14 protein-coding genes are annotated in these 15,061 nt (G+C 73.4%); all 14 read left to right on the top strand.

Features of this window, described 5'->3' with window-relative positions; all coding sequences use genetic code 11:
- Positions 1 to 101: 101 nt before the first annotated feature.
- The 14 genes from Msi02_RS04685 (at position 102) to Msi02_RS04620 (ending at position 15,037) form a co-directional block, all read left to right on the top strand.
- On the top strand, positions 102 to 1,073 hold the full coding sequence (locus tag Msi02_RS04685; RefSeq protein WP_204047232.1) for a Gfo/Idh/MocA family protein: 972 nt from the start codon (positions 102 to 104) through the stop codon (positions 1,071 to 1,073).
- Positions 1,070 to 1,921, top strand: a complete 852-nt coding sequence (locus tag Msi02_RS04680; protein ID WP_204047231.1) for a sugar phosphate isomerase/epimerase family protein — start codon at positions 1,070 to 1,072, stop codon at positions 1,919 to 1,921. The genes Msi02_RS04685 and Msi02_RS04680 overlap by 4 nt, the downstream gene beginning before the upstream one ends.
- Before the next feature lie 47 nt (positions 1,922 to 1,968).
- On the top strand, positions 1,969 to 2,976 hold the full coding sequence (gene iolC, locus Msi02_RS04675) for a 5-dehydro-2-deoxygluconokinase (RefSeq protein WP_204047493.1): 1,008 nt from the start codon (positions 1,969 to 1,971) through the stop codon (positions 2,974 to 2,976).
- On the top strand, positions 2,969 to 3,844 hold the full coding sequence (locus Msi02_RS04670; protein ID WP_079316761.1) for a Cgl0159 family (beta/alpha)8-fold protein: 876 nt from the start codon (positions 2,969 to 2,971) through the stop codon (positions 3,842 to 3,844). The genes iolC and Msi02_RS04670 overlap by 8 nt, the downstream gene beginning before the upstream one ends.
- Positions 3,841 to 4,653, top strand: a complete 813-nt coding sequence (gene iolB, locus Msi02_RS04665) for a 5-deoxy-glucuronate isomerase (protein WP_204047230.1) — start codon at positions 3,841 to 3,843, stop codon at positions 4,651 to 4,653. Before Msi02_RS04670 ends, iolB begins: the two co-directional genes overlap by 4 nt.
- Positions 4,650 to 6,512 (top strand): 3D-(3,5/4)-trihydroxycyclohexane-1,2-dione acylhydrolase (decyclizing), encoded by a 1,863-nt coding sequence (gene iolD, locus Msi02_RS04660; RefSeq protein ID WP_204047229.1) that lies wholly within the window; start codon positions 4,650 to 4,652, stop codon positions 6,510 to 6,512. Before iolB ends, iolD begins: the two co-directional genes overlap by 4 nt.
- Positions 6,512 to 7,492 carry an inorganic phosphate transporter gene (locus Msi02_RS04655; RefSeq protein WP_204047228.1) on the top strand — a complete coding sequence of 327 codons (981 nt, stop codon included), beginning with the start codon at positions 6,512 to 6,514 and terminating at the stop codon, positions 7,490 to 7,492. Before iolD ends, Msi02_RS04655 begins: the two co-directional genes overlap by 1 nt.
- Entirely contained in the window at positions 7,489 to 8,148 is a 660-nt protein-coding gene (locus tag Msi02_RS04650; RefSeq protein WP_204047227.1) for a DUF47 domain-containing protein, read from the top strand. Before Msi02_RS04655 ends, Msi02_RS04650 begins: the two co-directional genes overlap by 4 nt.
- A gap of 143 nt (positions 8,149 to 8,291) precedes the next feature.
- Complete coding sequence (locus Msi02_RS04645; protein WP_204047226.1) at positions 8,292 to 10,118, top strand: ABC transporter permease; 1,827 nt, start codon at positions 8,292 to 8,294, stop codon at positions 10,116 to 10,118.
- The gene (locus Msi02_RS04640) at positions 10,119 to 11,216 is read left to right on the top strand and encodes an ABC transporter ATP-binding protein (protein ID WP_204047225.1); all 1,098 of its coding nucleotides are present in this window, start codon (positions 10,119 to 10,121) and stop codon (positions 11,214 to 11,216) included.
- Complete coding sequence (locus Msi02_RS04635) at positions 11,213 to 11,977, top strand: HAD family hydrolase (protein WP_204047224.1); 765 nt, start codon at positions 11,213 to 11,215, stop codon at positions 11,975 to 11,977. Before Msi02_RS04640 ends, Msi02_RS04635 begins: the two co-directional genes overlap by 4 nt.
- Positions 11,968 to 12,807 (top strand): inositol monophosphatase family protein, encoded by an 840-nt coding sequence (locus Msi02_RS04630; RefSeq protein ID WP_204047223.1) that lies wholly within the window; start codon positions 11,968 to 11,970, stop codon positions 12,805 to 12,807. The genes Msi02_RS04635 and Msi02_RS04630 overlap by 10 nt, the downstream gene beginning before the upstream one ends.
- Positions 12,804 to 13,577 (top strand): Cof-type HAD-IIB family hydrolase, encoded by a 774-nt coding sequence (locus Msi02_RS04625; RefSeq protein ID WP_204047222.1) that lies wholly within the window; start codon positions 12,804 to 12,806, stop codon positions 13,575 to 13,577. The genes Msi02_RS04630 and Msi02_RS04625 overlap by 4 nt, the downstream gene beginning before the upstream one ends.
- A gap of 335 nt (positions 13,578 to 13,912) precedes the next feature.
- Positions 13,913 to 15,037: an SGNH/GDSL hydrolase family protein gene (locus tag Msi02_RS04620; RefSeq protein ID WP_204047221.1), complete on the top strand. Its 1,125-nt coding sequence runs from the start codon at positions 13,913 to 13,915 to the stop codon at positions 15,035 to 15,037.
- The last annotated feature ends 24 nt before the right edge of the window (positions 15,038 to 15,061 follow it).

The raw sequence follows: 15,061 nt of genomic DNA, 5'->3' as shown, positions 1-15,061 counted from the left end.
TTTCTCATCGGGATGATAGTTCATCCGAATGTCAGGACAAACTCTTGACCTTTACCTTCCGCTCATCTAGAACTGGAGGCCCCTGGACGAGGAGCTGACACATGCGTGTGGGTTTGCTGGGCCTTGGCCGCATAGGCGTTTTCCATGCCGCCACCCTTGCCGGTCTCGCGGACGAACTGGTGGTCTCCGACGTGGACCGCAGCCGGGCGGAGGAGGTGGCGGCACGCTTCTCCGCGACGGTCGGCGACCCCTTCGAGGCGGACGCGGTGGTGATCGCGACCCCGACGTCCACCCACGCGGAGGCACTCGAACGCGCCTGTGAGCTGGGCGTCCCGGCGTTCTGCGAGAAGCCGGCGGCGCCCACGGTGGAGGAGACGCTGCGGGTCGCCGAGACCGTCGAGCGCACTGGCGCCGTCGTGCACATCGGCTTCCAGCGCCGCTTCGACGCGGGCTACCTGGCCGCCCGCGACGCGCTGCGCTCCGGCGATCTGGGTGTGCTGCACCGCGTCCACCTGATGACCGCCGATCCCGCGCCTCCGCCCGCCGGCTACATCCCGTTGTCCGGCGGCATCTTCCGCGACTGCCACATCCACGACTTCGACATCCTGCGCTGGGTCACCGGGCGCGAGGTGGACACGGTCTACGCGACCGGCGCCAACCGCGGCGAGCAGTACTTCGCCGAGGCGGGCGACGTGGACACCAGCGCCGCGATCCTGACGATGGACGACGGCACGCTGGCCACCCTGCAGGGCTCGCGTTACAACGGCGCGGGCTACGACGTGCGGATGGAGCTGGCCGGCACCCGCGGCGCCTGGGCGGCGGGGCTCGGCGGGCGCACCCCGCTGCGCTCGGCCGAGGGCTTCGCGCCGGACGGCGACCCCTGGCCGGACTTCCAGGCCAGGTTCGAGGAGGCGTACGTCGCGGAGATGACCGCCTTCCTGGAGGCGGCGCGGGGCGAGCGGGAGAGCCCCTGCACGGTCCGCGACGCCCTGGCCGCGCTGTACGTGGCCGAGGCGGCGGACCTGTCCCGCCGGACCGACCGTCCCGTCCGCGTGGTGGAGGTGACCAAGTGAGGATCGCCGCCGCCCCCATCTCCTGGGGGGTCTGCGAGGTGCCCGGCTGGGGCCACCAGCTCACCCCGGAGCGCGTGCTGGCCGAGATGGCCGCGCTCGGGCTGACCGCCACCGAGCTGGGCCCCGACGGGTTCCTGCCGCCGGAGCCGGACCGCCGCGCCGCCCTGCTCGACGGCTACGGCCTGCGTGCGATCGGCGGCTTCGTCCCGGTCGTCCTGCACGACCCGGCGCACGACCCGCTGCCCGCCCTGCGGGACACGGTGGGCGCCTTCGAGGCGGACGCGGTGGTCGTGCTGGCCGCCGCGACCGGGGTGGACGGCTACGACGGACGCCCCGCCCTGGACGACGAGGGCTGGCGGACGCTCCTGTCCAACCTCGACCGGATCGACGGGGAGATCTCCCACCTGGTCACCCTGCACCCCCACGTGGGCACCCTGGTCGAGACCGGCGAGGAGGTGGAGCGGGTCCTGGAAGGCTCGGCCGTCTCCCTCTGCCTGGACACCGGGCACCTGCTGGCCGGCGGCGCCGACCCGCTGGACGTCGTCAGGAAGGCCCCCGAGCGGATCGCCCACGCGCACCTCAAGGACGTCGACGCCGGCCTCGCCGGGCGGGTCAGGGCGGGCGAGCTCACCTACACCGACGCGGTGCGGGCCGGGATGTACCGGCCGCTCGGCCGCGGCGATGTGGACGTGGCGGGCATCGTCTCCGGTCTGACGGCCGCCGGGTACACCGGCTGGTATGTCATGGAGCAGGACGTGATCCTCACGTCGGCCGACGCCGATCCCGTGGAGGACGTGCGCGCGAGCCTAGCCTACCTCACGGGCCTGGCCTCCCCGGAGGACGCGTGACCGGCACTGAAGCAGACACCGCGGCGGCCGCGCCGGAGGTGCTGACCATGGGGCGGGTCGGGGTCGACCTCTACCCGCTGGAGGTCGGGGTCTCCCTGCGGCAGGTGACGACCTTCGGCAAATACCTGGGCGGCAGCCCGACCAACGTGGCCGTGGCCGCCGCCCGCCTGGGCCGCCGCGCCGCCGTGATCACCCGCACCGGCGCCGACCCGTTCGGGCGGTTCGTGCACGACGCGCTGCGCGAGTACGGCGTGGACGACCGCTACGTCACCGCGGTGCCCGGCCTGCCGACCCCCGTGACGTTCTGCGAGATCCGGCCGCCGGAGGACTTCCCGCTGTTCTTCTACCGCTGGCCCAAGGCGCCCGACCTGGAGATCCTCCCCGCCGAGCTCGACCTGGCCGCCGTCACCGGCACCGCGCTGCTGTGGACGACCGTGACGGGCCTGTCGGACGAGCCGTCGCGCGGCGCGCACCTGACGGCGCTGAAGGCCCGGGGACGCGCCCCGCACACCGTGCTCGACCTCGACTACCGGCCGATGTTCTGGCCCGACCCGCGTACGGCCCGGCGGCATGTGCGCGAGGCGCTCGAACACGTGACGGTCGCGGTCGGCAACCTCGACGAGGCCGAGGTGGCCACCGGCCTGCGCGATCCCGAGGCGGCCGGCCGGGCCCTGCTCGACGCCGGAGTCGAACTCGCGATCATCAAGCAGGGATCGGCCGGGGTGCTGGGCATGACGGCCGGCGAGACGGCGGTGGTGCCGCCCGTCGATGTCGAGGTCGTCAACGGGCTGGGCGCCGGGGACGCCTTCGGCGGAGCGCTGTGCCACGCGCTGCTCGCGGGCTGGCCCCTGGAGCGGACGCTGCGGTTCGCCAACGCCGCGGGCGCGATCGTCGCCGGCCGGCTGGCCTGCGCTCCGGCGATGCCGACCCTCGGCGAGATCGAGACCGTCGTGACACGGGGTTCCGCGCGGGGGCTGCCCCCGGAGCCGGGGAACGTCATCCAGGGGGACGTCCCTCATGGACGATCAGGAAGGGGGGACGCCGGGCATGCGTGAGGAGGACTACCGCCGCCTGCTGGACGACCGGGCCTGGCACCCGGAGCGGGTGGCCCAGGCGGCCGCGGTCCGCAGGCGCCGTCCGCTGCTGAGCGGGCGCGGCCGGCTGCTGATCATCGCGGCCGACCATCCGGCCCGGGGCGCGCTCGGCGTGGCCGGGCGCCCGATGGCGATGGAGAGCAGGATCAGCCTGCTCGACCGGCTGACGACCGCCCTGGCCCGGCCCGGCGTGGACGGGCTGCTCGCCACTCCCGACATCGTGGAGGACCTGCTGCTGCTCGGCGCCCTCGACGACAAGATCGTGATCGGCTCGATGAACCGGGGCGGCGTCCAGGGGGCGGCGTTCGAGTTCGACGACCGCTTCACCGCCTACGACGCCGACTCGCTCGCGGCGATGGGCTTCGACGGCGGAAAGATGCTCTGCCGGATCGGGCTGGAGGACCACGCGACCGCCGCCACGCTGGCGAGCTGCGGGCAGGCCGTCACCCAGCTCGCGCGGCACAGGCTGATGGCGATGATCGAGCCGTTCTGGTCCCATCGTGTCGGGGGCGTGGTGCGGCACGACCTGTCGCCCGAGGCGATGATCCGCGCCATCAGCGTGGGCCAGGGGCTGGGGGCGACCTCCGCCCACACCTGGCTCAAGCTCCCGGTGACCGAGGACATGGAACGCGTCCTGGAGGCCACGACGCTGCCCGTGCTGCTGCTCGGCGGCGAGCCCGGTTCCGACGAGATCTGGGACTCCTGGAGCAAGGCCCTGCGCCTGCCGGGCGTGCGCGGCCTGGTCGCCGGCCGGGCGCTGCTCTATCCACCGGACGACGACGTCGCGGCGGCCGTGGACGCCGCGGTCAACCTGCTGGAGACCACATGACCTACATTCCCCACGGCACGGCCGCCTCCGGCCCCTGGGACGTCGAGATCACTCCCGAGGCCGCAGGCTGGACGTACGCCGGGCTGCGGGTCGTGGACCTGGCGGACCGGCCGGTGGAGCTGTCCACCGGCGAGGAGGAGATGCTCGTCCTGCCGCTGTCGGGGGCGTGCGACGTCGTCGCCGACGGCCTGAGGTTCTCGCTGACCGGACGCCTCTCGGTGTTCTCCGGGCCGACCGACTTCGCGTACCTGCCGATCGACGCCCGGGTCACGATCACCGGCAGAGGCAGGATCGCGCTCCCGGCCGCCCGGGCCACCCGCCGCTTCCCGATCAGATACGGCCCGGCGGACGCCGTGCCGGTGGAGATCAGGGGCGCGGGGCAGGCGACCCGGCAGGTCAACAACTTCTGCTCCCCGGAGGCGTTCGACTGCGACAAGCTGGTGGCGGTCGAGGTGATCACGCCGGGCGGCAACTGGTCGTCCTATCCGCCGCACAAGCACGACACGCCGTCGGAGCACGAGGCGGTGCTCGAGGAGATCTACTACTTCGAGGGCGGCCCCGGCTACCAGCGGGTGTACGGCACCCACGAGACGCTGGCCGAGGTGTCGGCGGGCGACGTGGTGCTCGTCCCGCACGGTTACCACGGCCCGTCGATGGCCGCGCCCGGCTACGACCTCTACTACCTGAACGTCCTGGCCGGCCCGGCGGACAAGCGGTCCATGGCCTTCTCCGACGATCCGAGGCACGCGTGGATCCGCGACTCGTGGGCCGATCAGCCCGTCGATCCCCGGCTCGGAGGTGCGTCATGAGGAACACGACGAGGCTCACGGTGGCGCAGGCGCTGGTGCGGTTCCTCGCGCAGCAGTGGACCGAGCGCGACGGCGTGGAGCACCGGCTGATCGCCGGGTGCGTGGGCATCTTCGGGCACGGCAACGTCGCGGGCATCGGCCAGGCCCTGGCCGAGCAGGGCGCGGGCACCCACGACCCGCTGCCCTACTACCTGGCCCGCAACGAGCAGGCGATGGTGCACACGGCCGTCGGCTACGCCCGGCAGTCCGACCGGCTGTCCACGCTCGCCTGCACCAGCTCGATCGGGCCGGGCGCGACCAACATGGTCACCGGGGCCGCGCTGGCCACGATCAACCGGCTGCCGGTCCTGCTGCTGCCCGGCGACCTGTTCGCCACCCGGGTCGCCTCGCCGGTGCTGCAGGAGCTGGAGGACCCCCGGTCGTACGACGTCAGCGTCAACGACTGCCTCAGGCCCGTCAGCCGCTTCTGGGACCGGGTCAACCGGCCCGAGCAGCTTCCGGCGGCGCTGCTGGGGGCCATGCGGGTGCTCACCGACCCGGCCGAGACCGGCGCGGTGACGCTGGCGCTGCCGCAGGACGTGCAGGCCGAGGCGTACGACTGGCCCGAGGAGCTGTTCGCGCGCAGGGTCTGGCACGTGGCCCGGCCGGTCCCCGAACCCGCCGCCCTGGCCAGGGCCGCCGGGCTGCTGCGCGGCTCGCGCCGCCCGCTGATCGTCGCCGGGGGCGGGGTCAGGTACAGCGGCGCCTGCGCCGAGCTGGCCCGTTTCGCCGAACGTCACGGCGTGCCGGTGGCCGAGACCCAGGCGGGCAAGGGCGCGGTGCCGTACGACCATCCGTGCGCGGTGGGCGCGATCGGGCACACCGGAACCCGTGCCGCCGACACCCTGGCCCGCGAGGCCGACCTGGTCATCGGGATCGGCACCCGCTACAGCGACTTCACCACCGCCTCGCGGACACTGTTCCGGCAGGCCAGGTTCCTCAACGTCAACGTGGCGGCGTTCGACGCGGCCAAGCACGCGGCCGAGACGCTCGTCGCCGACGCCCGCGAGGCCCTGAAGGCGCTGGACACGGCTTTCGACGACGTGGACTGGCGGGCCGACCCCGGCTGGACGAGCCGGGCGGCCGAGCTCGCCGCCGCGTGGCAGGCCGAGACCGACCGGTTCTACGGCGGGACCGAGCTGACCCAGCCGGTCGTGCTCGGTGTCCTCAACGAGGTCGCCGCGGGCGGGGTGGTGGTCAACGCGGCCGGGTCGATGCCGGGCGACCTGCACCGCCTCTGGCGGGCCTCCGACCCGGGGCAGTACCACGTCGAGTACGGCTACTCCTGCATGGGCTACGAGATCGCCGGAGGGCTGGGGGTGAAGCTCGCCGCCCCGGAGCGCGAGGTGTTCGTGCTCGTCGGCGACGGGTCCTACCTGATGATGGCCCAGGAGATCGCCACCGCCGTGCAGGAGGGCGTCAAGCTCGTCATCGTCCTGGTGGACAACCAGGGCTTCGCCTCTATCGGCGCGCTGAGCGAGTCGGTCGGCGCGCTCCGGCTCGGCACCGCCTACCGCATGCGCGGCCCGGACGGCCGGCTCGACGGAGCGCGGCTGCCGGTGGACCTCGCCGCCAACGCGGCCAGCCTCGGCGCCGACGTGCTGACGGCGGCCGATCCGCAGACCCTGCGGGCCGCGCTCGCCAAGGCCGTCGCGTCCCCCCGCACGACCGTGGTCTACGTCGAGACGGTCCCCGGCCCCGCGCCGGGCGCCGAGGCGTGGTGGGACGTGCCGGTGGCCGAGGTGTCCGGGCTCGCCGAGGCGCGCGCCGCGCGCGAGCGCTACGACGAGGCCAAGCGTGACCAGCGGCCCTACCTCTGATGGGGTGGACGCTCGCGTTCGCCGCGGCGGCGGTGCTCTTCACGGTGATCAGCGGGGCGAACGACGGGGCGACCCTGATCGGGCTCGGGCTGCGCTTCCCCCGCTCCCCGGGCTGGACGGCCGCCGTCCTGCTCACCGCGACCCTGTTCGCCGGGCCGTACGTGCTGGGCGTCACGGTCGCCCGGACGTTCACCGAACGCCTGGCCGGGCTGGACACCGGGCAGGGGGCGGCGGCCTTCCTCACCGGAGTGGTGGTCGCCGTGACGGTGGTCGCGATCCTGACCGGCCGCGGCCTGCCCACGAGCCTCACGCTCGCCGTGATCGGCGGCATCACCGGCGCCGGGCTCGGCGCGGGTCTGCCGGTGTCGTGGCGGGGGGTGGCCACCGTCCTCGCGGTCGGGGCCGGGGCGCCCCTGGCCGGGCTGGCCCTCGGCTACCTGCTCGGGACGGCGTCCCGCCGGGTGCCGTCCTACCAGCGGATGCCCCGGCTCGTGGGCACCGCCCACCTGCTGGCGTACGCGGCCCAGTGCCTCGCGTACGCGGTGAACGACGGCCAGAAGATGATCGCGGTCGCGAGCGTGGCGATCGGCGTGGGCCGTGGCGGGCTCGGCCGGGTGGGCCCGGTCGACGTGCCGCCGGTGTGGATGGCCGTCCTCGCGGCGCTCTTCCTCGCCGGGGCGCTGGCGGGTCTCCCCCGGGTCGGCGCCCGGCTCGGCCGCGGCCTGGTCATCACCCGGCCGCTGCACGTCGTCTCGGCGGAGACGGCGGCCACCGGCGCCGTGCTCGGCAGTTCGGCCCTCGGCAGCCCGGTGAGCATGACCCAGTCCATCACGGCCGGCGTGGTCGGCGTGGCGGCAAGCGAAGGAGCCAGGAGGGTGCGATGGCAGGCAGTGGTGAACATGGGAACGGCGTGGCTGGTCACGCTGCCGTCGTCGCTGGCGCTGGGCTGCCTCGCGGGGCTGGCCCTCAGGCTGCTGTGACCGGCGCGCGCGGGCGTGCCCGCCGGTTCGCGCGGGCCTGGGACGACCTGCGGGGGCGGTCGGCACGGCGGGTGGTCGACCTGGTCCGGGGGCAGATCGCGGTCGTGCGGGACGGGGCGGGGCTCGCCCGCGCCACCGCCACCGGCGCGACGGACCGGTCGGCCGCGCGGGCCCGGATGGCCGAGGTGGAGCACGAGGGGGACGCGGCGCGGGCCGAGCTCGTGGAGACCCTGCGCCGGGTGCTCGCCACCCCCATCGACAGGGAGGACCTGTTCCGGCTGTCCCGGTCCATCGACGACGTGCTCGACCACCTGCGCGACTACGTACGCGAAACCGACCTGTTCGGGCCGGAGGACCTCGGCTTCGCCGTCGAGCCGCTGCAGGCGGTGATCGACGGCCTGGCCGAGCTGGACGCGGCCGTGCTGAAGATGCTCGACGACCCCGGCTCGGTGACCGTCGCCGTGCTCGCCACCCGCAAGTGCTGCAACCGCCTGCGGCAGCTCTGCCAGGCCCGGCTCGCCGAGCTGTTCAGCGGCCCGCTGCGGATGGAGACGCTGCGCGAGCGCGAGCTGCTGGCCCGCCTCGACGCGGTGGGCCGGCGACTCGGCGAGGCCGCCGACGCGCTCGCCGACGCCATGCTCAAACGCAGCCACTGAGCCGCGTCCCACCAGGCGGAAACCCCGCTCCGCCGCGCCCAGAGACCCGACGGCCCGATCCCCGCCCCTTCCCGACATCCCGGCAACGCTGAAAGCGGGGCCCCGCACCCCGGCGGTCCCCGACCTCGAAGGAAGTACCCCCCATGGCTGTTGTGACCAAGGCGGAGACGCCGCCCCGACCACCCAGATCGCGCAGGCTGCTCTATCGGCTGCGCGTCCTGCGCCACGACCCGACCGCCGCGCTCGGGCTGATCCTCGTCGTCCTGCTCGGCTACCTCGTCGTGGCGCCGCTGGTCGCCGTGCTGTCCGACGCCTTCCGCCTGCAGTACGGCGACGACGTGCACGCCGGGCAGGCGGTCGGCGAATGGACCGGCTACTACCTCTGGCGGGTCTTCCGCTCCCAGATCAGCGGGCTGCTGTTCTGGCAGCCGCTGCTCAACACGCTGGTGGTCGCGCTGGGCACCGTGCTGTTCGCCCTGGTACTCGGCGGCGGCATGGCGTGGCTGGTGACCCGCACCAACGTGCCGGGACGCAAGTGGCTGGCCGGCGCGCTGGTGATCCCGTACATGCTGCCGTCGTGGACCTTCTCGCTGGCGTGGCTCACCCTGTTCAAGAACGAGCGCGCCGGCGGTCAGGTCGGGTTCCTCCAGGCGCGGGGCGTGCACACGCCCGACTGGCTGGCGTACGGCGCGCTCCCGATCATCGTGACCCTCGGGCTGCACTACTACCCGTTCGTGCTGCTCCTGGTCGGCAACGCGCTGCGGCGCATCGACGCGCAGCTCGTGGACTCGGCGCGCATCCTCGGCGCGCCCCAGCGCACGGTGGTGCGCCGCATCGTGATCCCGCTGATGCTCCCCGCGCTGTCGTCGGCCGTGCTGCTCGTGGTCGGCCGGGTGCTCGGCACGTTCGGCACGCCGTACGTGCTGGGGCTGCCGGCCGACTTCCGGGTGCTGTCGACGGGGCTGTTCCAGTCGATCCGCGACCGCAGCACGGGCGTGGCCTCGGTGCTCGCCACGGTCATCGTGGTCGTTGGGGTGGTGATCGTGCTCGCCGACACCCGGATGACCCGCGAGCACCGCCGGTTCGTCACGGTCGGCGGCAAGGGCAGCATGGACCGGCTGAGCGACCTGCGCCGCCTGCGCTGGCCGGCGTTCGCGCTCGGCCTGGTGGTCTTCGGCGTGAGCGTGCTGGTCCCGGTCTTCACGCTGCTGCTGTCCACGGTCACCCGTACGCCGCTGGACCTGTCGACCTTCACCCTCGACTACTGGTTCGCCGAGCGGCTGCCCGGGGCGGTCGGGTTCCCGCACGGCGTCTTCCGCGGCTCTGAGCTGTGGGCGGCGGCGTGGAACTCCCTGCGCATCGTCGGCCTGGCCTCGGTGATCTGCGCGGTCGCCGGGCTGCTGGTGGGGTACGTCGTGGTGCGCGGGACGGCCCCGCGCGTCGCCTTCTTCCTCCGCCAGGTCTCCTTCCTGCCCTACCTCGTCCCCGGCATCGCGTTCGCCGCCGCGTCGCTGTCGCTGTTCGCCGTGGCCCGCGGCCCGATCCCCGCGTTGTACGGCACGACGTTCCTGCTGATCCTGGTCATGGCGGTGACCCACCTGCCGTACAGCTCGCGCTCGGGCATCGCGGCGATGACCCAGCTCGGCCGGGAGCCGGAGGAGGCGGCGCAGATCGCCGGCGCCCCCTGGTTCCAGCGGATGGGACGGATCATCTTCCCGATCCAGAAGGGCGCGCTCGTCACCGGGATCGTGCTGCCGTTCATCTCCGGGCTCAAGGAGCTCAGCATCGTGGTCATGCTCACCACGACCGGCACGGAACTGCTCACGACGCTGTCGATCGGCCTCGTGGACTACGGATACACCCAGCTCGCCAACGCGGTCGTCCTCGTCATCGCGTTGGTCTCCTTCACCATGACGTACCTGACCCAGCGGCTGACCAAGAGCAGCCTGGCGTCCGGGCTAGGAGGATAGATGCCAGCCATCACGTTGACCGGAGTCGCCAAGAGCTACGGCGGCGGCGAGCACGCCGTGAAGAACCTCGACCTCACCGTCCCCGACGGCGCGTTCATGTGCCTTCTCGGGCCCTCCGGCTGCGGCAAGACCACGACCCTGCGCATGATCGCCGGTCTGGAGCAGCCCACGGCCGGCACCATCGCCGTCGGTGACCGGGTGCTCGACTCCGTCGAACGCGGCCTGTACGTCCCGCCGGAGAAGCGCGGCATGGGCCTGGTCTTCCAGAACTACGCGCTGTGGCCCCACCTGTCCGTACGCGACAACGTGGAGTTCGGCCTGCGCATGCGCAAGGTGCCGGCCCCCGAGCGCAGGGCCAGGGCCGAGGCGGCGCTGAAGATGGTGCACGTCGACGCCGCCATGGACCGCTACCCCTCCCAGCTCTCCGGCGGCCAGCAGCAGCGCGTCGCGCTCGCCCGCATGCTCGCCGTCAACCCCTCCGTGCTGCTGCTCGACGAGCCGCTGTCGAACCTCGACGCCCGGCTGCGCCTGGAGATGCGCGCCGAGCTCAAGCGCATCCACGAGGAGTCGGGCGCGACGATCGTCTTCGTCACCCACGACCAGCTGGAGGCCCTCACGATGGCCACCGACGTCGCGGTGATGAACGAGGGCGAGCTGCAGCAGGTGGCCGCGCCGATGGACATGTACGACCGGCCCGCCAACCGCTTCGTCGCCGAGTTCGTCGGCAGCCCGCCGATGGTGATCGTCGACGTCGGGCCGTCCCCCGCCGGCCTGGCCGGGTCGCTGCTGCGCTTCGCCGAGTCCCGCCTCCCGGAGTGTTCCCCCGCCGCCGTCGGCATCCGGCCCGAGGCGCTGCGCCTCGGCCCGCCGCCCGGCGCCACCTGGTGCGAGGAGGCCGTCGTCGAGGCCGTGCTGCCGGCCGGGTCGTCCTGGACCGTACGGCTGCGCGTGCTCGACACCGAGCTGTACGCGGTGTCCTACACCCCGGTCGAGGCGGCCCCCGGCGACGTGGTGACCTGCTGGACCGAGCGGATGCACCTGTTCGGCGCGGACGGCGCGCGGCTGTCCGCCTGGGACGGAATGGGAGCTGTGGCGTGATCAGGCCCGTGGCGTTGCTGCTGGACTTCGGCGGCGTGATCGTGGAGACCACCCGCCGCCCGTCCTGGGCGGCCGAGCTCGCCGCCGAGGTGCACGGACTCCTGCGCCGGGCGGGCTTCGACGGCCTCACTGCGGAGGAGGTCGAAAGCGACATCCAGGCGGGCGCGCGCGCCGACAAGTACTGGAAGGACTCGACCTCCCGGCGGTTCGCGCCCGAGGAGATGACACACCGGGAGTTCTGGGCCGACTACGTCGCCGGCGACTGGCCCGAGCAGGCCCGCACCCTGGTGACCGCCGAGGCGACCCCGCTGTGCCGCCGGATGGGCGAGCTGCGCAGCGGGCGCAAGCTGCGGCCGGGGATGGAGGAGCTGCTCGATGCCTGCTGGGCGCACGGCGTCACCCCGGCGATCGTCAGCAACGCGCTGTGCGGCGCCGTCCATCGCGACTTCATGACGACGGCCGGGCTCGACCGCCAGGTGGCCGTGCAGGTCTACAGCGACGAGGTCGGCGTGCGCAAGCCCAACCCCGAGATGATCTGGATCGCCTGCCGGGCCCTGGGTGCCGACCCCGCACAGGTCTGGTACGTCGGCGACAACTACGACCGCGACGTGGTGTGCGGCGCCAGGGCCGGAGTCGGGGCGACCGTCCTGATGGTCTCCGGCAGCACCGACAAGATCCCCTACCGGGTGCGCCAGAGCCCCCAGGCGACCGTGGAGGACCCGCGCGGCCTGCTGACTTTGCTGGAGGAGACATGGACCTGAACACCTCACGTGAGCTGGCCGCCATCGCGGTCAGGGCGGCCAGATCGGTCGGCGACCTGCTCCGCCACGCCTTCCGCTCCAGACCCGAGATCACCACGAAGCGCGACTTCCACGACCCGGTGACCGAGCACGACAAGGCGGCCGAGGCCCGCATCCGGGAGGTCATCGACCGCCTGTGCCCGGGCAGCGTGGTGGTCGGCGAGGAGGGCGGCGTACGCGGCGAGGGCGAGGTCCGCTGGTACGTCGACCCCATCGACGGCACCGCGAACTTCGCGGCCGGGCTGCCGTTCTTCTGCACCTCGATCGCCGCCGCCGTGGACGACGAGGTGGTGGCGGGCGTCGTCTACGACCCGGTGCGCGACGACGAGTTCACCGCCTCGCTCGGCGGGGCCTTCTGCAACGGCGTGCCGCTGCGCAGCTCCGGCGCCCGCACCGACCGGGAGGCGGTGCTGCTGTCCAGCTACCCCACTCCCCGCGACCTCACGGCGGAAGGCGACGACGCGCTGCACCGGTTCGCCCGCATCCAGCACGCCTTCGCCACCACCCGCCGGCCAGGCAGCGCGGCCATGAAGCTCGCGCACGTCGCCGCCGGCTGGTCCGACGTCGCGCACGGCACGAACATCAACGCCTGGGACGTGGCGGCCGGGTCGCTGTTGGTCCGGCAGGCGGGCGGCGTGTTCGTCCCGCTGTCCGGCAGCGTCTTCACCCCCGGCGGTTACGTCGCGTGCGTCGGCGGGTTCGACCTCGCCGGGTCGGTGATGGCCGAGGTCTTCCCGGACATCTCGGCCGCGGTGGCGGCGGGGGCGGCCTCGGGACAGGTGGCCTCGTGATCCGCTGGATCGTGACCGACCTGGACGGCACGCTCGTGGGGCGCGACCTCGCCATGGTGCCGGCCAGCAGGGACGCGCTGCGCCGCTTCCGCGCCGCGGGCGGGGAGGTCGTCATCGCGACCGGGCGGATGGAGCTGTCGGCCCGGCCGTTCTACGACGAACTCGGGCTCGACGGGGCGGCGATCCTCTACAACGGCGCCCGTACGGTGGACCTCGGCACGGGAGCCGTGCTGCGCTCCCGTCACCTGCCGCCGCGTGCGTGGCGGACGCTGCTGGGGATGTTCGGCGACCTGCCCGAGGGCGTCTATCCGGTGGCGTTCTGCGGCGGCGAGGCGCTGGCCGTGGACGACGTGCCCGAGCTGCGGGACTACGCCCGGCGCGACGGCATCGACCTGCGGGATCCCGGCGACTGGTCGGCCCTGCCGCCCGGTGGGATCACCAAGTGCATGCTGATCGGCGACCCGCTCCCCGAACTGGCGATCCCCGGCACCGTGACGGTCCGGTCCGAGGCCACCTACCTGGAGGTGCTGCCGGAGGGCGCGACCAAGGGCACCGCGCTCCGCGCGCTGGCGGCGGCCCACGGCGTGCCGCTCGAACAGATCGCCGCGGTCGGGGACAACCCCAACGACATCGACATGATCGCGATGGCCGGGCTCGGGGTGGCGGTCGGCGACGGCCACCCGGACGTCCGTGCCGCGGCGGACGTCGTGGTCGGCGCGTGCGCCGACGGCGCCGTCGCCGACGTCGTCGAACTCGCCCTCTCCGGCTGAACGGGCACGCCGGGCGGCGAGCCGGTGGGCCGGCGGGGCGCGGTCTTGACGATCAGGGCGGGGGCGATCACTCTGCACTCGGCGCCGGCCCGGGGAGCGTTTCCGGTCTCGCCGGCGGCCTCGTCCGATCCGACGCGAAGGGTGGGCGTTGACCCCCACGTCATCCGCGCCCCGGCCGAAGATCCGCGGCCCGGCGGCCCGTCGTGCCGCCGCGCCGCGGTCGCCATCGGCACCCCTCGCCGCACCCGCGTCCGTGAAACGTTCAGTGCCGCCCGCACGGGGCCCGGCCGGGTGTGACGGCCCGCGGCGTCCACGGGCGGGGAGAAGGAGAGACCGTGCGACACACGCTCAAGGCGGCGCAGGCCGTGCTGGCGCTGACCGCCGCGCTGCTGCCCGCGGCCGCCCACGCCACCACCTCGCCCGAGACGACGGCGGTAGGCAAACCCGCGCCTGCCACGGCGCACACCGCCGGCCGGGTCGAGGTCGTGGGGAACTCGGTGCGGTACAGCTGGCCCGGCGTCTACTTCGAGGGCCGCTTCCGCGGCACCGGCGTCGGGATCGTGATCGACGACGCGGTGAACGACTACGACGTCCAGATCGACGGCGCCACCGTCGCCACCCTGGTGACCCCCGGCCGCACCACGTACTGGGCCGGGAACCTGAGCCGCGGCGTGCACAGCGTGCGGCTCGTCAAGCGCACCGAGAGCCCGTGGTCCACCGGTGAGTTCGGCGGGTTCGTCGCCGCCCCCGGCGGCGCCGTCCTTCCCCCTCCGGCCGGCCGTCGCCGGCAGATCGAGTTCATCGGCGACTCCTACACCGCCGGTTACGGCAACATGTCCGACACCCGCGACTGCCCCGCGCCGGGCCAGATCGACAGGAACACCAACACCGACCTCAGCTTCGGCGCCCTCACCGCGCGCCGCCTCGGCGCCGACTACCAGATCAACGCCTTCTCCGGCCGCGGCATGGTGCGCAACTACAACGGTGTCGAGCCGGGCACCGACTACCGCACCTACTACGACCGGGCCCTGATCGGCGTGCCCGGCGACGTCTGGAAGAACCCGGGCACCTGGCACCCGCAACTGGTCGTGATCGGCCTCGGCATCAACGACTTCTCCACCGCGATCAACCCGGGCGAGCCGTGGACGCCGGAAACCCTGGTCTCCGCGTACAAGACCGCCTATCACGGCTTCATCGACAAGCTCCGGGCCCGGTACGGCAAGCGCGCGGTCATCGTGGTCAGCGCCACCTACATGTACAACACGACGGCGTTCGCCGACGCGGCGCGGCAGATCGTCCAGGAACGCAACGAGCGGGGCGACGACCGGGTCCGCTACTGGTACTACGACAATTCGGAACTGGACTACGGCGGCTGCGACTGGCACCCCTCGGCCCACGACCACCGGATCATCTCCCAGCGGCTCGACGACTTCATCGCCACGCTGCCGCTGAACTGGTGAGCGGAGCGGGGGCCCGGAGGACTC

The sequence above is a fragment of the Microbispora siamensis genome (assembly GCF_016863095.1).
GTDB lineage: Bacteria > Actinomycetota > Actinomycetes > Streptosporangiales > Streptosporangiaceae > Microbispora > Microbispora siamensis.
The sequence above is the reverse complement of the archived record's forward strand: the minus strand, read 5'-3'. Positions and strand labels throughout refer to the sequence as shown.